Genomic DNA, 21,436 nt, shown 5'->3' with positions numbered 1-21,436 from the left:
ACTCCCGCCCGCGGCCCACGGGTTCAGTGCGCGTCCCCGGGTGCGGGTGCGGGTGCGGGGGGGGGAGCGTCCGTCTACCACCGTTGAGGGACCGTTCCAGCGACGACAGACGGACACTGGTGCTTCCGCTATGCGGAATCAAGGACCGATCAGATGATTGCTCTTGGGTCTCGTTCTGCTGGGCTAGGCCCATTGGCTTTTGCTTCTTTCCAGTGCTCCCTCTTCGCGCATCCTTGCTCTGCACTGTTGATATTGCTTCTGCCTGTTTTCTGCGGGAAACCCTACCGTGGATGCCGGTGTGCACTCCGCGTTTATCTGTTGTGCGTGCTCGGCAAGAACTGAGTGGATGGTAGGTATAGCGCGGCTAGGAGACACATCCGGGTTGCTCGAAGCGCGGTGCGGGCTGGCTGCCCGGGTGCAGGGGACGGAGGGCCCGTAAGGTGTGCGGGATCTCGGGCGTGTGTGTAGGTCCATCAGCTTGGCCTCGGAGCTGGTGAAAGCTGTCACGGATGCCGCGCGCGCAGGCTGGAGGAGAGTCTTCGTCGCCTAAAGTTGGCGCACGGACAGCGCTAGAGAAAACGGATGGGCAGCGTGGCGGACGACAGCAAGTTTGAGAAGGATCGCGGGCACGACGGCAAGCGTCGGGACGCCCAGCGGTCCCGGAATCGTTCGTCCGAAGCTCGCGGTCGAGGTGGGGACGAGCGCAACGGCGGAGCGGCCGAGCGACGCGGGCGTGGTGGGTACCAGCGTCGTGATGATCGTGATGGGCGTGGTGGGTACCAGCGTCGTGATGATCGTGATGGGCGTGGTGGGTACCAGCGTCGTGATGATCGTGATGGGCGTGGTGGGTACCAGCGTCGTGATGATCGTGATGGGCGTGGTGGGTACCAGCGTCGTGATGATCGTGATGGGCGTGGTGGGTACCAGCGTCGTGATGATCGTGATGGGCGTGGTGGGTACCAGCGTCGTGATGATCGTGATGGGCGTGGTGGGTACCAGCGTCGTGAAGGTCGGGATCGCCGTGGAGGTCCCGAGCGCGCTGATGCCGATGGCCGCGGTGGGTACCGGCGGGGTGGAGATAGCAGGCGCAGTGCCCACGACTCTCGAAGCCATCGGCCGGGCCAGGATGCTCGGGCGCAGCGGCCTTTCGAGCCGGAGATTCCGGAGGGGATCACAGGGCGCGAGCTGGATGGTGACATCCACGCTGAGCTGCGCGGTCTGAGCAAGGAGACGGCGGAGCGAGTGGCGAAGCACCTCGTGGCGGCCTTCGTCCTGGAGTCCGAGTATCCCGAGCAGTCCTTGTCGCATGCGCGTTTCGCCGCTCGCATCGGAGGACGGGTCGGAGTGGTCCGTGAGATGTACGGGATCCTCGCCTACCGCCGCAGCGACTACCGCACCGCGAGCAGGGAGCTGCGGACCGCCCTGCGGATCACCGGACGTGCGGACATCCTGCCGCTGCTCGCCGACTGCGAGCGCGGCCTGGGGCGACCTGAGCGGGCTCTGGACATCGCTTCGTCCGATGAGGCATCCGGTCTCGGCGTCGATGCGTCCATCGAGCTGATGATCGTCGTGGCGGGCGCCTATGCGGATACCGGCGACATCCAGACCGCCCTGCGAACGCTCGAGATCCCTGCGCTGCGTCACAAGGTGGATGGGCGCTGGCAGGTCCGACTGTGGGTCGCCTACGCCGACCTGCTCGAGCGTGCCGATCGTTCGGAGGAGGCGAGGCGCTGGCTCACTCTCGCCGCCGATGCGGACACCGAGAGGATCACGGATGCGGCCGAGCGCCTCGGGCGTCCGGCTCCGGCGCCTCAGCCCGAACCGTCCTGGGAGGACGATGAGGAGATCGCCGTCATCGATGTCTTCGACGCGGCTGCAGAGGAGGATGAGACGGAGCCGCCTGGCAGCGCAGAGGAGGACGACGGCGTCGTCGGGCGCGAGGAGGACACCGCCGAGGATGAGTCGGGTTCCGGCTCGGAGGTCGATGCTGCGGGCACTGATCGGGGCCCCTCCGATGCCGACCGCGAGCCGACCTCGGACGAGGGCACGCCCGCCGAAGTCTCCGACGTGGCTGGGGCCGCCGCACCCGAGGCGGCGGCCGCGAGCGATCTGGTCGACGAAGAGGAGGCCGGACGGTGACACGGCGTCCTTCGCTCTCTCTTCTCGATCTCTACGACGCGCTGCTGTTCGATCTCGACGGCACGCTGATGCACGGCGCACGGCCGATACCGCACGCGCCTGAGGCTGTCGAAGCGGCCAGAGCTGCCGGGAGCACCGTCGTGTTCGCGACCAACAATGCCTCTCGCACTCCTCAGCAGGCCGCGGAGCATCTGGCTGTGGTCGGCATCCCGGCGTCGCCGGAGGAGTTCGCGACCTCGCCGCAGGTCGCTTCGAAGCTTCTGGCGGGGCAGCTCGAGCAGGGCTCCAAGGTCCTGGTCGTCGGCGGTCCGAGCCTGGCGGCGGAGATCCTGGCGGCCGGGCTCGTCCCGGTCGAGCGCGACGAGCCCGATGTGGCGGCCGTCGTCCAGGGCTGGTCGCCGGATCTCGACTGGGCCCGCCTGGCGGAAGGGGCGTACGCCATCCGGCACGGTGCGCTGTGGATGGCGACGAATACGGACGCCACCCTCCCCACCGAAAGGGGGATGGCGCCGGGCAACGGCTCTCTGGTGGCAGCTGTCGCGCATGCGACAGGTGCGACGCCGCAGGTCGCCGGGAAGCCCGAGCCGGGCATGTTCCTGGTGGCCGCCCAGGAGGCCGGTTCGAGCCGTCCTCTCGTGGTCGGCGACCGTCTGGACACCGACATCGAAGGCGCGAACCGTGCCGGCATGGACTCGCTGCTGGTCCTGACCGGTGTGAGCACCGCTGAGGATGCTCTCAGGGCCGAGCCTGTCCTGCGCCCCACCTTCGTGCTGCCGGATCTGTCCTCAATCGGCGATCCCTTCGATCTGCCTGCGCCCGACGGCGACCGAGTCCGCTGCGGAGCGGTCTGCGCACGCTGGGTGGATGGCGACGTCGTCGTCAGCGGGACCGTCGGCCCTCCGCTCGAGGACCCGCGTGCACTGCGTTCGGCGCTCGCCCTGCTTGCCTCTCGGAGTGCGGACGGCGCATGGACCGGACGTCTGCTCGATGCCCGGGAGGCCCCTGTGCCCGTCGACCAGCGGTGAGCGCACAGCGGCTCGACGTCGCCCTGCTCGTGGCGGGGCTCGCGCGGTCGCGCACGCATGCGCGCCGGATCATCGAGGAGGGACGTGCCAGAGTCGACGGTCGTGTCGCCCCCAAGGCCTCGACGTCGGTCGCTCCGGGGTCCCGGCTCGAGGTGGTCGACATCCCCGACGGCGTCGAGTACGCATCGCGGGCCGCGCACAAGCTGCTCAGCGCGCTCGATGCGCTCGTCATCGACCCCAGCGGGCTCCGATGCCTGGATGCCGGCGCATCCACCGGCGGATTCACCGATGTGCTGCTGCGTCGCGGCGCCTCCCAGGTGGTGGCCGTCGACATCGGCCATGACCAGCTCGCCGCGCACGTGCGTGAGGATGACCGGGTCCGCGTCATGGACGGCACCAGCGTGAGGGAGCTCACTGCGTCGCTGGTGGGCGGAGAGGTGGATCTTCTGGTCAGCGACCTGTCCTTCATCTCGCTCCGGTCCGTCGTCGCGCCGCTGGCGGGCACCGTCCGTCACGGCGGCGAGCTGCTGCTCATGGTCAAGCCCCAGTTCGAGGTCGGGAGGAGGGCGCTTCCTCGCACCGGTGTGGTCTCCGATCCTCGTGCGCATCGGAGCGCCGTGGTCGGAGTCGCGGAGTCCGCCGCGGAGGTCGGACTGCGGATGCTCGATGTGCGGCGCAGCGGCCTGGCCGGGCAGGACGGCAACCGCGAGTTCTTCCTCCATCTGCGTGCCGAGGGCGCAGCCTGCAGGGTCGCGCCCGCCGCCTATGACATGATCGATGCCGTCGTGGAGGAGTCCACGTCCGATGCACGCCGCCCGAAGCCAGGACCAGGGGAGGGAACCCGGGGATGAGACGCTTCCTCCTGTATGTCCATAGCGGGCGCCGAGCGGCCCTCCGGGCGACGATGACGATCCTCGAGGAGCTCTCCGCCCATGGCGTGCGAGGAGTCGTCGTCGACGACCAGGTCGACGAGATCCGGGCGCTGCCCGAGAAGGACGTCCCCGAGGGTCTGATGGATCTCCTGCTGGGCGGGACGGTGGATGTCCTGGATGCCGTCTCCGCAGCGGATCTCGTCGAGCTCGGCATCGTCCTCGGCGGTGACGGCACGATCCTTCGGGCACTCGAGGCGGTGCGCGAGGCCGATGTCCCGGTCCATGGGGTGAACCTCGGCCATGTCGGCTTCCTCGCGGAGAGCGAGGTCGCGGACCTCGCGACCACGGTCTCCCGACTCCTCGAGGGGGACTACCAGATCGAGAACCGCTCCGCGCTCGACATCACGGTCCTCGACGGGGACGACCGGCCCGTCGCCTCCCATTGGGCGCTGAACGAGGCATCCCTGGAGAAGGGCGATCGGCAGAAGATGATCTCGGTGGCCATCGAGATCGACGGGCGCCCTGTCTCGTCGTTCGGCTGCGACGGCGTGCTGCTGTCCACGTCCACCGGATCGACCGCCTATGCCTTCAGCGTCGGCGGCCCGGTGATCTGGCCCGAGGTCGACGCGATGCTCCTGATCCCGATCGCAGCCCACGCGCTGTTCGCGCGGCCGCTGGTGCTGGGACGCTCGTCCGAGGCGGCGATCGAGATGACCCTGGACAGTCCCGAGGACGGTGTCCTCACCCTCGACGGCCGCCGTACCCAGAAGATCACCGCCGGCATGCGCGTCGAGGCGCGGCTCTCGCCACGATCCGTGCGTCTGGTGCGCCTGAGCACCACACCGTTCGCAGACCGGCTCGTCGACAAGTTCCAGCTGCCTGTCGTGGGCTGGCGGGGCCGTGGTCCCCGGACGCGCTGAGGCGGTCGCATGCTCTCCACTCTCAGGATCCGCCGCATCGGCGTGATCGACGACGCGATGCTCGAGTTCGGCCCCGGCTTCACCGCGCTCACCGGCGAGACCGGCGCCGGCAAGACCATGATCGTCACCGGGCTCAGCATGCTGCTGGGCGTGAGGCTGGACCGAGGTCGCACGACAGAGTCCAGCACCGTCGACGGCACGCTCGCGCTGGATGGCCACCACGAGCTGGAGTCGGCGCTCGACGACCTGGGTGCCGACATCGACGACGGCGAGGTGCTCGTCGTGCGCCGTGTCACCCGCGACGGGCGGTCCCGGGCCCAGATCGGCGGGGTCCCCGTCCCTATCGGCGCACTCGCGCGCCTGGTCGGGACCGCTGTGACCGTGCACGGGCAGTCGGACCAGCAGCGTCTGCGGGATCCCGACGCCCAGCGGGAGGCGCTGGACCGCTTCGCCGAGGACGCCATAGGTCCGCTCCTCGAGGAGCACCGCAGGATCTGGGGTGAGCGGACTGCGCTGCGGACCCGCGTCGATGATCTCGACGAGATCCTCGCCGAGCGGGACCGGCGCGGCAGTCAGCTCCGCGATGCCCTCGAACGGATCGAGTCGCTGGACCCCCAGCCAGGGGAGGACGACGCGCTGCGCTCCGAGCTCGAGCGCCTCGCCAATGCCGAGCAGCTGCGCGGCGATGCCGGCACGGCGGCCGACGCTCTCGTCGGCGACGACGGACCCTCGGTGGGCGGTCTGCTCGACATCGCCGCCCAGTCCGCGGGCCGGGCCGCGCGGACGGATTCCGTGCTGGATCCTCTGGTCGAACGGCTCGACGCCGTACGGATCGACGTCTCCGACATCGCCGCCGAGCTGTCCCGCTATGCGGAGGACATCGACACCACTCCCGGACGGGCGGACGCCGCCAACGAGCGACTTGCCGAGCTCACCGCGCTGGTCCGTGACCTCGGTGCTCTCCTGCCCGGGGACGAGGGCCCCAGCGAGGACGTCACGTCGCTGCTGACAGCGTCGCGCAGCGCCGCCGCCGCTCTGGATCGGTTCGACGGCGCCGAGCAGGAGCGTGCGGAGGCCGCTGAGCGCCTCGCCCTGCTCGAGACCGAGCTGGATCGTGCAGCGAGTGCACTGACCGCAGCCCGCGCCGAGGCCGCCCGCGCACTGTCCGCAGCGGTGCAGGAGGAGCTGCGTCATCTCGAGATGCCTGATGCGGCGATCGAGGTCGAGGTCTCCGAGCACGGTCATCGGTCCCACGGTCGCGATGCCGTGGCGATCCTGCTGGCACCGCATCCCGGAGCGGAGCACCGTCCTGTCGCACAGGCCGCGTCCGGCGGCGAGCTCTCGCGGGTCATGCTCGCCCTCGAGGTGGCTCTGGCCTCGTCCCGGAGCGATCGCACCGCAGCCCCCGTGTTCGTATTCGACGAGATCGATGCCGGCATCGGCGGTCGCGCCGCTCTCGCCGTCGGGCAGCGCCTCGCGCGGCTGGCTCGCCATGCGCAGGTCATCGTCGTCACCCATCTGCCGCAGGTCGCAGCCCATGCGGGAACCCATCTGCAGATCGTGAAGTCCTCGCACGCCGGCACCACCAGCTCCACCGTCGAGACTCTGGACCGTCCGGCGCGCATCCGCGAGCTCGCCCGGATGCTCGCCGGGGACGACGCCTCCGACGTCGCCCTCGCTCATGCCGAGGAGCTGCTCGACGAAGCCTCGGCCACAGCCGGGGAGGGACGATGAACGGACACGCGGAGCCGGTCTCCGGCACAGTCCGCCTGGGGCGGCGCACCAAGGACCTCACCAAGCGGCTCGTGCCCGGGGACATCGCGGTCATCGACCATGAGGACATCGACCGGGTCGCCGCCGAGGCACTCGTGGAGCGCCGTCCCGCTGCGGTCCTCAACGCCGCCGCCTCCACATCCGGCCGCTACCCGAATGCGGGTCCCCGGATCCTCGTCGAAGCCGGAGTGCTGCTGATCGACTCCCTGGGTCCCGAGCTGTTCGACAGCCTCCGCGAGGGCGACAGGATCACGCTCGAGGGCGGAGCGGTCATCCGTGAGGAGAGGACGATGCTGAGGGGAGCGGTGCAGGACGCCGCGAGTGTCGAGGAGTCGACCGAGAAGGCTCGCGAGGGGCTGTCGGAGCAGCTGGAGCTGTTCGCCGAGAACACGATGGAGTACATGGTGCGCGAGCGCGATCTGCTGCTCGACGGCATCGGTGCGCCCGAGGTGCGCACGCAGATGGCCGGGAGGCCGGTGCTGATCGTCGTGCGGGGCTATCACTACAAGGAGGACCTCGCGACGCTGCGACCCTTCCTGCGCGAGAACCGTCCCGTCGTCATCGGCGTCGACGGCGGTGCGGACGCTGTGCTCGAAGCCGGCTTCACCCCCGACATGATCATCGGCGACATGGACTCGGTCTCCGATCGGGCACTGGCCTGCGGCGCCGAGCTCGTCGTCCATGCCTACCGCGACGGGCGCGCCCCGGGACTCGTCCGGCTCGAGGAGCTCGGGCTCGGGACGAAGGCCGTGGTCTTCCCCGCCTCCGGGACCAGCGAGGACATCGCGATGCTGCTCGCGGACGAGAAGGGCGCGAGCGTCATCGTGGCCGTGGGCACCCACGGCACCCTCGAGGAGTTCCTCGACAAGGGCCGTGCGGGCATGAGCTCGACATTCCTCACCCGTCTGCGCGTCGGCTCGAAGCTCGTCGATGCCAAGGGCGTCTCGCGCCTGTACCGTCAGAGGATCTCGACCTTCCAGCTGGTCCTGCTGGCTGCCGCAGGGTTCGTCGCGATCGGCGCCGCACTCTGGTCGACCGAGGGCGGTCAGGCACTCGTGCAGATCCTCGGCGCGCGCCTGGACGGCCTGCTGTCCCTGTTCACCACCCTGTTCGAGCCCCGGCCCAGCGGGACGTAGGAGGAACCCGACCCCGTGATCGACTTCCGATACCACCTCGTCTCCCTGATCTCCGTGTTCCTGGCGCTCGCCGTCGGGATCGTGCTCGGGGCGGGGCCGCTGCGCGAGAGCCTGGGGACCCAGCTGTCCAGTCAGGTCGAGCAGCTGCGCACCGAGCAGGATGCGATGCGTGCCGAGGCGGAGGACCTCTCCTCCCAGAACGACCAGCTCGCCAGCTTCATCACCGAGATCGGGCCGGAGCTCGTCGCGGGAACCCTGCCCGGCGCGCAGGTGGCCGTGCTGACGGATGACAGCTCCACCCGGAGCTCCGTGAACAGGATGATCACCCTTCTTGAGGATGCGGGAGCGACCACGGTGCTCAACGTCGGTCTCGAGGAGGCGCTGTGGGAGCCGTCCCAGGCCGATCGTCGTGCAGAGGCGGTCACAGAGATCAGCGCGATCGCCCCTGCGCTGCTCGACACCTCGGTCGACGACTCGGAGTCGCTGTCCGCGCTGGTGGTCACCCTTCTCCAGCCGGAGGGTCCGGAGGATCTCACGGCGGACCTGCGAGCTCAGGTCTGGCAGGTGCTGCTGGACAGGCAGCTGGTCACGATCGACGGAGGCGATGCCGCCACGGTCGACGCCGTGGTGTACGCGGCCGCGGATCAGAGCGAGTTCGTCGATGAGGCCGACGACGACTCGACCGCCACCCTCCGCGCCCAGGGCCAGCTCACCGCGCAGAACGCGATGCTCGAAGCTCTGACCTCGAGCGGTCTGCCATCGGTGATCGCGGGAGCCACTCCCGGCAACGACGGCACTGTGAGCCTGCTGCGCACAGTGCGCGGGGACGCTCGGTTCTCCTCGCTGTCCACGACCGACCGGCTCCAGGCGGCCGACGGTCCGGTGCTCGCCGTCCTCGCCCTGATCGAGCAGACCCGCGGAGGCTCGGGGTCCTACGGCACGACGACGGAGGCTGAGGAGCGACTGCCGAGCCTCCCCGAGGTCGAGGCCGCGCAGGATCAGTCCGCGGAGACGAGCACCGGGACGGGTGAAGATGCCGCGGCGGGGAGCTCGGCCTCCGACGCGGGCGGAGACACTGCGGGCGACGCCGGGGGAGAGGGATGAGCGGCTTCCTGGAGACGGTCCGTGCAGAGCTGCGCCGCACCAACTACGCCGGGCGGACGGTGAGCCTTGCCGAGGGTGCGGCCGTGGTGATCGGAGTCGCGGGGCGCGTCGGCCTGCGCGGGCGGCGCACCGATGCGGTCGTCATCGCCGGCATCGGTGCTCTCGGGCTGATCGACGATGTCGTCGAGCCGCGCCTGCGTGCCGCCGGGAGGCCTGTGGCCAAGGGACTGCGCGGGCATCTCGGAAGGCTCCGACAGGGGCATCTGACCACCGGCGCTGCGAAGGCGCTCGGGATTCCGATGCTCGCCGTGGTGGGTGCCATGTCGGGACCGGCACCGCGGGGCGCCGCGATGATCGCGGTGGATGCCGCATTGACAGCGGGATGCGCGAACCTCGTCAACCTGCTGGATCTGCGGCCGGGGCGGGCCCTCAAGGCCGTGCTGCCTGTCGCCGCTCTCCTGGCACTGCCTGCGGGCAGGGACTCCGCGATCGCGGGTGAGGCGGCCTCTGGACCGGGACGACGTCAGAGCAGCGGCGTCGTGATCGCCCGTTCGGCGCTCCTCCCGTCGCTCGTCGTGCTCCCGATGGATCTTCGCGAGCGCGGCATGCTCGGCGACGCCGGCGCCAATGCGCTGGGAGCCGCTGTCGGTGCCGCGATCTCCCGTCGCCTTCCTCGTCCCGCCAGGGTCGGACTGCTGGCAGCCATCACGGCACTCACCCTGGCCAGCGAGCGCGTCAGCTTCAGCGCAGTCATCGACGCCACCCCCGTGCTGCGATCCGTCGACCGCCTGGGCCGCCTCCCCATGGAGTCGGAACGGGGGCTTCCGGCACCGGGCGGTGGACACGATCACCAGGACCAGGGCCAGGACCAGGGCCAGGGCCAGGGCCAGGGCCCGGAGCAGTACCGGGATCAGGACCGGGATCGGCTCGGATCGGAGGGCGAGCGATGAGCGCGGGGGACACGCGCGGGCCGACCGCCGGTAGCCCGGCAGCGAACGCCGGCGGCACCGGGTCGTCGGGCGCCCTCGCCCGCAGCATCCTGCGCAGCGCGGGGCTGATACTGGTCATCACCGTCCTGGCGCGCATCGCCGGATTCGTGCGCTATCTCGTGTTCGGTGCGAGCGTCGGTGCGGGAGACGTCGGAACCGCGTACTCGACGGCGAACCTGCTGCCCAACGTCCTGTTCGAGATCGTCGCCGGCGGCGCGCTGGCAGCGGTGGTCGTCCCCCTTGTCGCCGGCCTCGTCCCCGGACCTGGGCGCAGCCGCGACCCGCGCAGTGCGGAACGGCGGGATCCGGGACCGCAACCGGTCTCGGTGCCCGACACGCCCCGCGGGGCGTCCCCGACGGACGCGGACGACGCCGATCAGAAGGCGGCAGAGGGCGAAGCCCGAGCGAATCGGATCGTCTCCGCCCTGCTGACCTGGGCTCTGCTGGTGACCGTCCTGCTCGCAGGTGCGATCGCGCTGGCGTCGGAGCCGATCGCCCGACTGCTGCTGGACGCTGAAGGGCCTGCCGCCTCCGGCGTCGCTCTCGGGGCGAGGCTGCTGCGGATCTTCGCGGTCCAGCTGCCGTTCTACGGGATCGCCGTGGTCACAGGCGCGTACCTGCAGGCGCGTCGGCGCTTCCTGTGGCCCGCGCTCGTGCCGCTGATCTCCTCGCTCGTGGTGATGGCCTCCTATCGGGTGTACGCGAAGCTCGTCCCGCCTGTCGCGACCGCGGCCACCATCGATGAGAGGGCGGTCGCGTGGCTGGGATGGGGCACCACCGCCGGGGTGATCGTCATGGCGCTGCCGGTGCTGATCGTCGCCCTCCGCAGCGGTCTGCGTCTGCGGCCGACCCTGCGCATGCCCGAGGGCGTCGGCCGCCGCGCGCTCGCCCTGGGCGGCGCGGGACTCGGGGCGGTCGGTGCGCAGCAGGCCGTCCTTGCGCTGGTCATGCTGCTGGCCATGCGTGCAGGAGGAACCGGCACGCTCCCGGTGTTCCAGTATGCGCAGGCACTGTACCTCCTCCCTTATGCGGTGCTCGTGGTGCCGCTGGTCACCGCAGTGTTCCCTCAGCTTTCGGAGATGCGCCTGGTGGGCGACACCGTGGGCTTCGCGCGTGTGGCAGCGGCGTCGGTGCGAACGGTCGTGGTGATCGCGGTCGTCGGTGCATCGATGCTGATCGCCGCTGCACCGGCGCTCGAGCAGTTCTTCCGGATCGTGGACCGTGCCGGTGCGGCTGGTGTCGGCTCCACGACCGCCGCACTCGCCCTGGGGCTGGCCGGCTTCGCCGTCGCGACCCAGTGCACACGGATCCTCTCGGCCGCCCTTCGCGCTCGTGATGCCCTGATCGTCGGCTCCATCGGATGGGTCATCGCTGCTCTCGTGATCGTGCTGCTCATCCTGCCCAGCCCCACCCGCTCGGCCGCCGAGGCGGCGACGTCCTTCGGCCTGGCCATCGCCGCGGGCATGGCTGCATCCGCTCTCGTGGGCTTCGGCCGCATCGCTGACATCATCGAACCAGGGGGGCACCTCTCGAGGGTGCGCCGCACTGCGCTGCTCGCGCCTCCGGCGCTCCTCCTCGGATCGGTCGCGGGCTATCTGATCGGCCACCGGATCATCACCGTCGACACCGGGATCACGGTGTGCATCCTGGCGGGGATCCTCGCCGGTGCTGTGGCCGCAGTCGTCAGCGCACTGGTGATGGCCGCTGCGGATCCGCCGCTGGCTCGCGATCTGCTCGGTCGGCTGCGCCATCGGGACGGGAGGACGGTCGGAGCATGAGCGTGCTGCTCGTGCGCCCGCGATCCTCGGGAGGGCTCGCCGCGCATGTCGATCAGGAGCTCGTGCTGCTGCGCGAGCGGGGCGTCGACGTCCGGGAGGCGGACGTCAGCATCCAGGAGAGCCCTCGTCCGGTCGATGATCTGCGCACCATCCGGGCACTGCGCGGTCAGGTGCGCATGCTGCGCCCCGCAGCTGTCCATGCGCATGGTCTGCGAGCCGGTGCGCTGTCGGCGCTCTCACTCGGGCACGGACGACGTACAGGGCCCCGCGTCCGGCTGGTGGTCACCCTGCACAACCGCACCATGGGGTCCGCCGTCGTCCGTGCCGTCGGAGCTGTTCTCCTGAAGGTCCTGGTGGTTCGGGCCGACACCGTGCTGGCCGTCTCCCCGGACCTCGCCGACGCCGCCCGGCGCGCGGGCGCCCGTGATGTCCGGCATGCGATCATCCCCGCTCCGGTCGATCGCCCCGGTGCGTCCCGCTCCGGCGCCGAGGGCGCGAGGGCGTCCGACGACGGCGCATCGGAGGCCGAGGACGGACCTGCGCGCGCCGCGCCGCCGGACGACGCCTCCCTCGACGCTGAGAGCGGCGGCCCGCTGGAGGTTCTCGTGCTCGCCCGGCTCGCGCCGCAGAAGGGTCTGGGGGACCTGCTCGACGCCGCTGCGCTTCTGTCCGGCCGCGACGTGCCCGTACGGATCCTGATCGCCGGGGACGGTCCGCAGCGCCAGCAGCTCGAGGCGCGGATCCGATCCGAGAGCCTGCCGGTGGAGCTGCTGGGGTGGCGCACAGACACCGCGGAGCTCCTCTCGTCGGCCGATCTCGTGGTCTCGTCGGCCCGCTGGGAGGGACAGCCGGTGGCGCTGCAGGAGGCGCTGCGCGCGGGTCGCGCCGTCGTCGCCACGGACGCCGGCGGAACCCGGTGGGTGACCGGCGGGGCGGCGGAGCTGGTCCCCGTCGGGGATGCCGAGGCGCTGGCAGCGGCGATCGCGGAGCATCGCGACCCTCGGCGCCGACGGGCGGCCGCGCGGGCGTCCCTCGAGCGGGCCGCCGAGCTGCCCGATGCAGGCGATCTCGCCGATCAGCTCCTCGACCTCCTGGATGCGCGCGCCGCACGATGGTAGGTTGACAGTCCGTGGCAGATACCAGCGCGAGCACCTCCAGCACCAGCACCCCCGGCCCCATCGCACACGTCGCCCCGAGCGCGGCGGCTAAGCCGTTCCGGAACTCCGGGACCACCAAGCACATCTTCGTGACGGGCGGTGTGGTCTCCAGCCTCGGCAAGGGCCTGACCGCCTCCTCGCTCGGCATGCTCCTGAAGAACCGGGGCCTGCGGGTGCGGATGCAGAAGCTCGACCCCTACCTGAATGTGGACCCGGGCACGATGAACCCGTTCCAGCATGGTGAGGTGTTCGTCACCGAGGATGGTGCGGAGACGGACCTCGACATCGGCCACTATGAGCGCTTCCTCGACGAGAACCTCACGGCCGATGCGAACGTCACCACGGGGCAGGTGTACTCCGGTGTCATCGCCAAGGAGCGTCGAGGCGAGTACCTCGGCGACACGGTGCAGGTGATTCCGCACATCACCAACGCCATCAAGGAGGCGATGCGATCGCAGGCCGGCGACGATGTCGATGTCATCATCACGGAGATCGGCGGTACGGTCGGCGACATCGAGTCCCAGCCGTTCCTCGAGGCCGCGCGCCAGGTCCGCCAGGACGTCGGGCGTGAGAACGTCTTCTTCGTGCACGTGTCGCTCGTGCCCTTCATCGGACCGTCCCAGGAGCTGAAGACCAAGCCCACGCAGCACTCCGTGGCGGCGCTGCGCTCCATCGGCATCCAGCCCGATGCGATCGTCCTGCGCGCTGATCGGCAGCTCCCCGCCTCGGTCAAGGCGAAGATCTCCTCGATGTGCGACGTTGACCTCGACGCTGTCGTGGTGTGCGCCGATGCCCGCTCCATCTACGACATCCCGCACGTCATCCATGGCGAGGGACTGGACGCCTATGCGATCCGTCGCCTCGACCTCCTGAGCCACGATGTGGACTGGACCCAGTGGGATGAGCTGCTCCAGCGCGTCCACCAGCCCGCGCACACCGTCACCGTGGCGCTGGTCGGGAAGTACGTCGACCTGCCCGACGCCTACCTCTCGGTGACGGAGGCGCTGCGTGCGGGCGGGTTCCACCATGCTGCGAAGGTCGAGATCCGATGGGTCGAGTCCGACGGCTGCACCACCCCCGAGGGCGCCCAGCAGCAGCTGCGCGACGTCGATGCGATCGTGGTTCCCGGCGGCTTCGGCATCCGCGGCGTCGACGGGAAGGTCGGAGCCCTGCGCCATGCCCGCGAGAACCGGCTGCCCGCGCTCGGTCTGTGCCTGGGGATGCAGTGCATGGTGATAGAGCACGCACGGAACGTGCTGGGATGGGACGACGCCCATTCGACCGAGTTCGAGCCCGGGAGCGAGCACCCCGTGATCGCCACCATGGCGGAGCAGGAGAGCATCGTCTCCGGCCAGGGAGATCTCGGCGGGACGATGCGCCTGGGATCCTATGACCACCAGCTGGCCGAGGGCAGCCTCGCCGCCTCCGTCTACGGGACCACGCGGGTCGCGGAGCGCCACCGGCACCGCTACGAGGTCAACAACGCCTACCGCACGGAGTTCGAGGAGTCCGGTCTGCGGATCTCCGGCGTCTCCGCCGACAGGTCCCTGGTCGAGTTCGTCGAGCTCCCGGAGGACGTGCATCCCTACTACATCGGCACTCAGGCGCATCCCGAGCTGAAGTCCCGCCCGACTGCGGCGCATCCGCTGTTCGCGGGCCTGATCGGCGCTGCCCTCGACGCGCAGCGTGCGACGCGCCTGCTGGAGGTCGACCCGGCTCCGGCGTCCGCGATCGAGGACGAGGCCGCAACGGACGAGCCCGCAACGGAGGAGGGCCTGCAGGGATGAGCACGCCGGGCGGCGGTTCCGCTGCGCAGGATCCTGCCTTCGCAGCTCCCGCGGGGACTGCGCGGTCCGGCGCGCCGGTGCCCGGCGGGGTGCTCTGCGACGTGGGCGGCCAGCGTCCGGTCGCTCAGCGGCGGACCGTCCATGCGGGGATGGTCGCCGACGTCGTGCGCGACACGGTGGACTTCGCTCCGGGCGTGAGGTTCGACCGGGAGTACACCCGCCACCCCGGGGCGGTGGCCGTGCTCGCGGTCGACGATGAGGACCGGGTGCTGATGATCCACCAGTACCGTCACCCGGTCGGGCACACCCTGTGGGAGATCCCCGCAGGGCTGCTCGACCTCGACGGCGAGCCGCCTCATGCAGCTGCCGCCCGCGAGCTCGCGGAGGAGGCATCCGTCGAGGCCGCGCAGATGTCCGTCCTGGTGGACTTGAGGCCGAGTCCTGGCGGGAGCGACGAGGTGATCCGCGTGTACCTCGCGACCGGGATCTCGGCCATCATCGGCGACGACTATGAGCGGACCGATGAGGAGGCGGACCTGGTGCCGCGCTGGGTCCCGCTCGCGACAGCGGTGCGCGCGGTGCTCGGGGGAGCCATCACCAATGCCACCGCGGTCGGCGCCCTGCTTGCTCTGCACGCGCTCCGCACCGCCTCGACCGAGGAGAGCGCCCCCACGCTGCGCCCGGCGGACGCTCCCTTCATGGAGCGGCCCGGACGGGACTGATCCTCCGACCCGGAGCATCCGGCCTTCGCCGACGGATCCGGCCTCCGCCGGATCAGGTGAGGCTCGGGGCCTCAGTCATCGGTTCTCAGTCATCGCCCTGTGGATGACCGGAGCGCTCTGCTCGGCCTGCCAGCTGCGAGCGCCGAGGTCCCGCAGCTCCTCCTCGAGGACGTCCTCCGAGGGGGCGTCCTCGTGCTCCCACACCCACCGGCGCAGCAGGGAGGGCTGCAGCAGGTTCTCCGGAGGCATCTCAAGATCCTCGGCACGATCGGCGACGGCCTCACGCACGGGCGCGTAGCGCTCCCACACCTCCGGATACTTCTTCGACCACAGCTTGTGCGGCGGGGGATAGGAGGGCTCTGCACGCTCCGGCAGGTGGGCGGGAGGCAGATCGAGTCCGCTGCGGGCGGCCTTCCACCACACGTCCTTGCGCCGCAGCGGGGCCGGGAGGGCCTTGTCGAAGACGTCGCGCCCCTGCCCGGCGACCTTGGCGGCGGCGACGATGTCCCTGTCGCGGATGACGCGGTGCGGAGAGAGATCCTCCCGGGAGGCGATCTCGTCGCGCCGCTCCCACATGGCCCGGGCGACGGCGAGCTGTCGCGCTGTCCGCAGTGCGCCGATGCCGTGGAGCCCTCGCCAGCTGCTCGAGCGGGAGGGAGAGGGCTCGAGGACGCGCTCATGCTCGAACTCCTCCTGGGCCCATGCGGCCTTGCCAGCGTCATCGAGACGCTCTGCGAGCACGTCGCGGACCTCGACGAGCACCTCCACGTCGAGCGCCGCGTAGACGAGCCAGCTCTCGGGCAGGGGACGCCTGGACCAGTCCGCGGCCGAATGCTCCTTGGCGAGCTGCAGACCGACCGTGTCCTCGACCACGGCGCCCAGTCCCACCCGCTCCATGCCCAGCAGGCGCGCTGCGAGCTCCGTGTCGAAGAGGGCTCCGGGCCGCAGCCCCAGCTCGGCCAGGCTCGGAAGGTCCTGGCCGGCCGCGTGCAGAACCCATTCCCGTTCGGCCAGGAGCTCTGGCAGCGCACCGGGCATGGTGAAGGCGAGCGGATCGACCAGAGCCGTGCCGGCTGTCTCGGTGCGCAGCTGCAGGAGATAGGCGCGCGAGCTGTAGCGATAGCTGGACGCCCGCTCGGCGTCGACAGCGACGGGCTCGTCGGGGGCCGAGGCGGCGGCCTCGCACCACTCCAGCAGCGGCTGGATGCGGTCGATCACGGGCGCAAGGCCGTCGCGCGGCGCGGTCAGGGGGCGGGATCCTGTGTGCTGGGGGTGGGTCTCGTTCACCGTTCGTCCTCGGGGTCCGCCGACCGCGGGGCCCTGGCGCGGTGGGTCGGTGCGATGGGGGCGACCTGCGGGGGCGCCGGCGGGAGGCCGCCGGCGGCGGCGAGCATCGCCGTCCAGGCCGCGAAGTGGGGGGCGAGATCAGGGGCGTCGCCGTCGGTGTCGTCCTCGGACGGTGTCCAGGACACCCGCATCTCGACATCGACCGTCGAGGGTCGGGAGGCGAGGGCGCCGTAGGACTGGGAGACCACCCTGGTGGCGGTGCAGCCGAGCTCGCGGGAGTCCGCGCCATGCAGCTCGAGGGACTCGGTGACCCACGACCAGGCCACGTCGCCGAGCATCGACTCGACGGCGAACTCGGGCTCGAGCTGCGCCTGGACGAGTGCCACCATCCGGTAGGTGCCGTCCCAGGAGTCCTGGCCCTCGGGGTCGTGCAGGATGACCAGACGTCCAGAGGCGAGCTCGTCCTCGTGCGACATGATCTCGCCGGTCGCCGCCCACGCGGAAGGTGCCATGCGGGAGGGCGCCGGGATCTCCCTCCAGATGAACTCGGGACGCACGCGAGCATGCGTCATCGCTTCGACGGCGGCTCGGAAGGCGCCGTCGACGGAGCGAATGCGATGGACGGACACGCTGGTCAGCGTAATCGGGCGCGCATGCCTCCAGCGGCAGGCGCGCCGATCAGGCGCGGCCGACCCCGGAGCGGCTGCGACGATCGCGGTGGCTGGTGCGTCGTCGGGCGCGGGCCCGCGTCTGCGCCTCAGCCGTCCTGCTCAGCGACGTCGTCGCTGTGCACGAGGCTGATGGAGTTGATGCAGTAGCGCTGGTCCGTGGGGGTCGCGAACCCCTCGCCCTCGAAGACGTGCCCGAGGTGGGAGCCGCAGTTCGCACAGCGCACCTCGACACGGCGCATGCCCAGCGAGGTGTCCTCGAGCAGCTCCACGGCATCGGACTGCGACGGCGCCCAGAACGCGGGCCATCCGCACTGGGCGTCGAACTGCTCGGAGGCCGTGAACAGGGTCGCCCCGCAGGCGCGGCACGCGTAGGTGCCGGCGGGTCGGACCTCCTCGTACTCGCCCGTGAACGGGCGCTCTGTCCCGCCCTGCCGGAGCACCTGGTACTCGGCAGGGGAGAGACGCCCGCGCCACTCCTGGTCGTCGATCGCGACGGGGTAAGGACGGGAGCCGATGGGCTCGGTGGACATGTAAACCTCCGATCCGCGGCCGCGCCGTGCATCCATCGGACCGACGCCGAGGCCGGGGGAGTACGTCATACGTCAGATCCGACGCTCGTCCTCGGGCGAGGCCGTGTCACGACGAACCACGCGCTGCAGCCGCTCGAGGAACGATCCTACGCTCGCGTCTAGACTGCGGGCCATGAGTCGTGCCACCCGTGGACAGTCCTCCCGCCCGACGACCAGGACCAGCATCGGAAGGCTGCGTCCCCGATCGGAGCAGGGGAGATGGGCGGAGGCTGCGGCCATCGGGGCCGTCGGCGCCGGAGCGGCGTTCACGCTCAGCGCCTCGCTGCTGACCGTCGGGGCGCGCGTCATGGCCCGTCTGCCGCTGGTGCCCCAGCTGGGTGCTCGCGCCAGACCGCATCTGGCGGTGCGGGCGGTCCACAGCGACCGGGTCCATCTCGACTCCACCGAGGAGACCCGACGCGCGGGCTACCTCGCGCTGCGCCAGGCCGGCGGGTCCGTGCACGTCCGGCTCGGTCCGGTCGACGGCCGTCCGACTCCCACCACCGTCTCGCGTCCGCTGCTGGCGACGGACACCGCTGATCCGCTGCGCCCCGATCAGTCCGACATCAACGGGTTCTACTGGTCGGGGTCGCCCTGGACCGCGCATGGGCTGCCCACCGAGGAGATCGAGGTGGAGTCGCCCGTCGGCCACATGCCCGCATGGATCGTCCGACCGGACCGGGAGGCGGGATCCCTGCCGGGACTCGCCGACACCTGGGCGATCCTCGTGCACGGGCACGGCGGCACCCGCGGCGAGTCCCTGCGGGCGATTCCTCTGCTGCACCGGCTCGGTCTGACCTGCATGGCCATCACCTATCGGAACGATGCGGGAGCCCCCGCCTCCGCGGACAGCATGCATCACCTGGGGGCCGAGGAGTGGGAGGACACCGAGGCCGCTGTCGAGCATGCGATCGCTGCAGGAGCCCGACGGATCGTCCTTGTGGGATGGTCCATGGGCGGCGGGATCGTCCTGCGCACCTCGGTGCGCTCGCGTCATCGCGATCGCATCGCCGCTCTCGTGCTGGACTCCCCGGCCGTCGACTGGCAGGACATCCTCATCTACCACGCGACCTCCCTCAAGGCGCCGGCCCCCATGCGCCGTCTCGCCCTGTGGATGATGACCTCACCGGTCGGGGCGAGGATGGTGAGGCTGCACGAGCCGCTCGCCCTGCATGAGATGCGCCCCGAGTACTACGAGGAGCACCTGGAGCATCGCACGCTCCTGTTCCATGCGCTCGACGACTCGACCGTCCCGCCGGCGCCGAGCAGACGGCTGGCCGCTCTGCGCCCGGACCTGATCCGGTTCGAGCCCTTCGAGGGCGCCTCCCACACCCGCGAGTGGAACATCGACCCGGTGCGCTGGGAGCGGACGCTGGCCGAGTTCCTCATCGATGCTCTCGGCATCGACCTCGACCCGGCATCCCTCGAGCTTCCCGTCCGCGATCCCGGTGCGGCTCCGGAGCCGCAGTCCATCGGCCTGCGTCTCTGAACCGATGTGCCCCGAACCGATGTGCCCCGGCAGTCAGCGCGACCGGCGATAGCGGGTCATCGTGGCGTGCTCGCCGATGATCAGGGAGCTGACCTCCCAGCGCAGGTCATGATCCGGGCCGACGACGGATCGCGGGGAGGTCCCTCCGACACTGCGATGAGAGGTCGAGAAGCACAGCTCATCGAGGACGCCCGCCGCGGCGAGACCGCCGAGGGTCCCCGGGCCGCCCTCCGCCTGGATGCCGTGCAGACCGCGGCCGGCGAGCGCTCCGATCGCGGCCCTCGCGCCCTCGACCCCGATCACCTGATCGCTGTCGAGGCCCGCACGCTCCCGCACGGCGTCCACCTGCTGCGGAGGGCACAGCAGCAGCGTCGGCCAGTCAGGGTCGATGCCCGGGAGATCCCCGGTACGGGTGAGGATCGCCAGCACCGGTCGCTCCTGTCCGCCGGGCCGGCGCGAGGGGCGCAGCAGGTCGGCATGTCCGTTCGGGCGGGCGTAGTCCTCGGCCCGGAAGGTGCCCGCGCCGATCAGCACCGCGTCGCACAGCGCCCGCAGGACCGAGAACACCAGGGAGTCGTCGGGGTTCCGCAGCGGGCCGCTGGTTCCGTCGGGCCCGGCCACGGCACCGTCGATCGTCGTGTTCATCATTGCCCGCACCGTCGTGCGCCCGGGAGCGAAGGCGTACAGGTCCGCGATCCCCAGCGCCCCAGACCGGTCGTCGGCCAGCGGTGTCGGAGCGGACAGCGGCTCGCCATCGCGCAGGAGCAGGTGCATCGGGCGGAGCGGGCGCGTCGGGTGCGTCGGGTGCGTCGAGCTGATGGGCTGCATCTCGGCCTTCCGGGGCTGCGGGCGGACGGATCCGATCATCCCCCATCCGGCGCCTACACTGGCGTGCGTGACTGAAGCGCTTGCCGACCGCCGTCCGGAACCCACCCTGGAGCGGCTGCTCGCGGACCTGGTGCCGCCGCCGCGCTTCTCCGGGGCACGTCTGGAGAACTATGTGCCGGACCCCGACCATCCCTCGCAGCAGGAGGCGAAGGATCGCATCGCGCAGTTCGCGTCAGCCCTCGGCCGTCCCTCGGGCGGCTGGCTCTCGCGCCTGAGGAGAAGGACGGCCACCGCCCAGGGCATCTATCTCGACGGCGGCTTCGGAGTCGGCAAGACGCACCTGCTCACCTCGCTGTTCCACGCGGTCGACGGCCAGAGGGTCTATGGCACGTTCGTGGAGTACACGGATCTGGTGGGGGCGCTCGGCTTCCAGAGGGCGGTGGACCTGCTGGGGGAGTCCGTGCTCGTCTGCATCGACGAGTTCGAGCTCGACGATCCCGGGGACACGCTGCTGATGACCCGGCTGATCCGCGAGCTGTCGGATCGGGGCGTCGCGGTGGCCGCGACCTCCAACACCCTGCCCGAGGCGCTCGGGGAGGGCCGGTTCGCCGCCCAGGACTTCCTGCGCGAGATCCAGACCATGTCGGAGCGTTTCGAGGTGCTGCGCATCGACGGTGAGGACTACCGGCGTCGTGACGGCATCACCGAGATCGCTGCACTCGCCAGGGGAGTCGTCGCCCGCCACGCCTCCGCCCAGGCGGGAGCGACACTGGATGGCTTCGAACCTCTCCTCTCTCATCTGTCATCGGTCCACCCGTCCCGCTACGGCGCCCTGATCGACGACGTCACCGCCGCGCACATCACCGACGTGCGCGGCATCTCCCACCATCACGACGCACTGCGCTTCGTCGTGCTCGTGGATCGGCTCTACGACCGCGAGGTGCCGGTGCTCCCTTCCGCGGCCGACGGCGCAGCCACCATCGAGGAGCTGTTCGCCGAGGAGCTGCTGCGCAGCGGCTACCGCAAGAAGTACTTCCGGGCGCTCTCCCGGCTGGCCTCCCTCGCGCACGACGGAGCGGCGATGATCTCGGGCGACGCGGCTCGAGCCGTGGGCTGACCGCTCAGCCGCTCCGCATCACGACCTGTCCCGCTCCGTCCCGTCCTGTCCCGCTCCATCCCGCCATGCCCCG

At 70.8% G+C, this 21,436-nt stretch carries 19 protein-coding genes; 15 read left to right on the top strand and 4 right to left on the bottom strand.

The window, feature by feature from the left end; genetic code table 11:
- Positions 1–610 precede the first annotated feature (610 nt).
- Genes ACZ5AJ_RS07610 through ACZ5AJ_RS07550 form a run of 13 tightly spaced genes read left to right on the top strand, consistent with a single transcriptional unit; the run spans position 611 to position 15,402 of the window.
- Entirely contained in the window at positions 611–1,222 is a 612-nt protein-coding gene (locus tag ACZ5AJ_RS07610; RefSeq protein WP_464138474.1) for a hypothetical protein, read from the top strand.
- A 20-nt stretch (positions 1,223–1,242) separates the two neighbouring features.
- On the top strand, positions 1,243–2,139 hold the full coding sequence (locus tag ACZ5AJ_RS07605; RefSeq protein ID WP_464138471.1) for a tetratricopeptide repeat protein: 897 nt from the start codon (positions 1,243–1,245) through the stop codon (positions 2,137–2,139).
- Positions 2,136–3,164: an HAD-IIA family hydrolase gene (locus tag ACZ5AJ_RS07600; protein ID WP_464138469.1), complete on the top strand. Its 1,029-nt coding sequence runs from the start codon at positions 2,136–2,138 to the stop codon at positions 3,162–3,164. The genes ACZ5AJ_RS07605 and ACZ5AJ_RS07600 overlap by 4 nt, the downstream gene beginning before the upstream one ends.
- A complete protein-coding gene (locus ACZ5AJ_RS07595; RefSeq protein WP_464138468.1) occupies positions 3,161–4,015 on the top strand; it encodes a TlyA family RNA methyltransferase in 855 nt (284 codons plus the stop codon). The genes ACZ5AJ_RS07600 and ACZ5AJ_RS07595 overlap by 4 nt, the downstream gene beginning before the upstream one ends.
- On the top strand, positions 4,012–4,956 hold the full coding sequence (locus tag ACZ5AJ_RS07590; RefSeq protein WP_464138465.1) for an NAD kinase: 945 nt from the start codon (positions 4,012–4,014) through the stop codon (positions 4,954–4,956). Before ACZ5AJ_RS07595 ends, ACZ5AJ_RS07590 begins: the two co-directional genes overlap by 4 nt.
- Before the next feature lie 9 nt (positions 4,957–4,965).
- A complete protein-coding gene (gene recN / locus ACZ5AJ_RS07585; RefSeq protein ID WP_464138464.1) occupies positions 4,966–6,690 on the top strand; it encodes a DNA repair protein RecN in 1,725 nt (574 codons plus the stop codon).
- Entirely contained in the window at positions 6,687–7,865 is a 1,179-nt protein-coding gene (gene steA, locus ACZ5AJ_RS07580; protein WP_464138463.1) for a putative cytokinetic ring protein SteA, read from the top strand. Before recN ends, steA begins: the two co-directional genes overlap by 4 nt.
- A gap of 15 nt (positions 7,866–7,880) precedes the next feature.
- On the top strand, positions 7,881–8,969 hold the full coding sequence (locus tag ACZ5AJ_RS07575; protein WP_464138461.1) for a copper transporter: 1,089 nt from the start codon (positions 7,881–7,883) through the stop codon (positions 8,967–8,969).
- The gene (locus tag ACZ5AJ_RS07570) at positions 8,966–9,919 is read left to right on the top strand and encodes a hypothetical protein (RefSeq protein WP_464138460.1); all 954 of its coding nucleotides are present in this window, start codon (positions 8,966–8,968) and stop codon (positions 9,917–9,919) included. The genes ACZ5AJ_RS07575 and ACZ5AJ_RS07570 overlap by 4 nt, the downstream gene beginning before the upstream one ends.
- Positions 9,916–11,736, top strand: coding sequence for a murein biosynthesis integral membrane protein MurJ (murJ, locus tag ACZ5AJ_RS07565; RefSeq protein ID WP_464138459.1), 1,821 nt, complete (start codon positions 9,916–9,918; stop codon positions 11,734–11,736). The genes ACZ5AJ_RS07570 and murJ overlap by 4 nt, the downstream gene beginning before the upstream one ends.
- A complete protein-coding gene (locus tag ACZ5AJ_RS07560) occupies positions 11,733–12,854 on the top strand; it encodes a glycosyltransferase (protein WP_464138457.1) in 1,122 nt (373 codons plus the stop codon). The genes murJ and ACZ5AJ_RS07560 overlap by 4 nt, the downstream gene beginning before the upstream one ends.
- A gap of 59 nt (positions 12,855–12,913) precedes the next feature.
- Positions 12,914–14,680: a CTP synthase gene (locus tag ACZ5AJ_RS07555; RefSeq protein WP_464138717.1), complete on the top strand. Its 1,767-nt coding sequence runs from the start codon at positions 12,914–12,916 to the stop codon at positions 14,678–14,680.
- Positions 14,677–15,402: an NUDIX domain-containing protein gene (locus ACZ5AJ_RS07550; RefSeq protein ID WP_464138456.1), complete on the top strand. Its 726-nt coding sequence runs from the start codon at positions 14,677–14,679 to the stop codon at positions 15,400–15,402. The genes ACZ5AJ_RS07555 and ACZ5AJ_RS07550 overlap by 4 nt, the downstream gene beginning before the upstream one ends.
- A 75-nt stretch (positions 15,403–15,477) precedes the next feature.
- Here ACZ5AJ_RS07550 and ACZ5AJ_RS07545 read toward each other — a convergent pair whose 3' ends face one another.
- The 3 genes from ACZ5AJ_RS07545 to msrB all read right to left on the bottom strand — a co-directional run bounded on the left by ACZ5AJ_RS07545 (position 15,478) and on the right by msrB (position 17,890).
- Positions 15,478–16,689: a ribonuclease D gene (locus ACZ5AJ_RS07545; RefSeq protein ID WP_464138454.1), complete on the bottom strand. Its 1,212-nt coding sequence runs from the start codon at positions 16,687–16,689 to the stop codon at positions 15,478–15,480.
- On the bottom strand, positions 16,686–17,318 hold the full coding sequence (locus ACZ5AJ_RS07540; protein ID WP_464138452.1) for a DUF3000 domain-containing protein: 633 nt from the start codon (positions 17,316–17,318) through the stop codon (positions 16,686–16,688). The genes ACZ5AJ_RS07545 and ACZ5AJ_RS07540 overlap by 4 nt, the downstream gene beginning before the upstream one ends.
- Before the next feature lie 128 nt (positions 17,319–17,446).
- Positions 17,447–17,890, bottom strand: coding sequence for a peptide-methionine (R)-S-oxide reductase MsrB (gene msrB / locus ACZ5AJ_RS07535; RefSeq protein ID WP_464138450.1), 444 nt, complete (start codon positions 17,888–17,890; stop codon positions 17,447–17,449).
- A 172-nt stretch (positions 17,891–18,062) separates the two neighbouring features.
- Between msrB and ACZ5AJ_RS07530 the strand changes: the two genes are divergently transcribed.
- Complete coding sequence (locus tag ACZ5AJ_RS07530) at positions 18,063–19,418, top strand: alpha/beta hydrolase family protein (protein WP_464138449.1); 1,356 nt, start codon at positions 18,063–18,065, stop codon at positions 19,416–19,418.
- A 33-nt stretch (positions 19,419–19,451) separates the two neighbouring features.
- Here ACZ5AJ_RS07530 and ACZ5AJ_RS07525 read toward each other — a convergent pair whose 3' ends face one another.
- Positions 19,452–20,285, bottom strand: a complete 834-nt coding sequence (locus ACZ5AJ_RS07525; RefSeq protein ID WP_464138448.1) for a dihydrofolate reductase family protein — start codon at positions 20,283–20,285, stop codon at positions 19,452–19,454.
- 28 nt (positions 20,286–20,313) lie between these two features.
- Between ACZ5AJ_RS07525 and zapE the strand changes: the two genes are divergently transcribed.
- Entirely contained in the window at positions 20,314–21,363 is a 1,050-nt protein-coding gene (zapE, locus tag ACZ5AJ_RS07520) for a cell division protein ZapE (RefSeq protein WP_464138446.1), read from the top strand.
- Positions 21,364–21,436: the final 73 nt, after the last annotated feature.

The organism is Brachybacterium zhongshanense, assembly GCF_055385755.1.
Note: the sequence above shows the minus strand (reverse complement) of the source record. Positions and strands in the feature narration are given on the sequence as shown.

Bases quoted from the DNA above. Each gene is read 5' to 3' on its own strand.
- steA (WP_464138463.1), top strand. From the start codon at position 6,687: ATGAACGGACACGCGGAGCCGGTCTCCGGCACAGTCCGCCTGGGGCGG.
- recN (WP_464138464.1), top strand. From the start codon at position 4,966: ATGCTCTCCACTCTCAGGATCCGCCGCATCGGCGTGATCGACGACGCG.
- msrB (WP_464138450.1), bottom strand. From the start codon at position 17,890: ATGTCCACCGAGCCCATCGGCTCCCGTCCTTACCCCGTCGCGATCGAC.
- ACZ5AJ_RS07550 (WP_464138456.1), top strand. From the start codon at position 14,677: ATGAGCACGCCGGGCGGCGGTTCCGCTGCGCAGGATCCTGCCTTCGCA.
- ACZ5AJ_RS07560 (WP_464138457.1), top strand. From the start codon at position 11,733: ATGAGCGTGCTGCTCGTGCGCCCGCGATCCTCGGGAGGGCTCGCCGCG.
- murJ (WP_464138459.1), top strand. From the start codon at position 9,916: ATGAGCGCGGGGGACACGCGCGGGCCGACCGCCGGTAGCCCGGCAGCG.
- ACZ5AJ_RS07570 (WP_464138460.1), top strand. From the start codon at position 8,966: ATGAGCGGCTTCCTGGAGACGGTCCGTGCAGAGCTGCGCCGCACCAAC.
- ACZ5AJ_RS07590 (WP_464138465.1), top strand. From the start codon at position 4,012: ATGAGACGCTTCCTCCTGTATGTCCATAGCGGGCGCCGAGCGGCCCTC.
- ACZ5AJ_RS07530 (WP_464138449.1), top strand. From the start codon at position 18,063: ATGAGTCGTGCCACCCGTGGACAGTCCTCCCGCCCGACGACCAGGACC.
- ACZ5AJ_RS07525 (WP_464138448.1), bottom strand. From the start codon at position 20,285: ATGATCGGATCCGTCCGCCCGCAGCCCCGGAAGGCCGAGATGCAGCCC.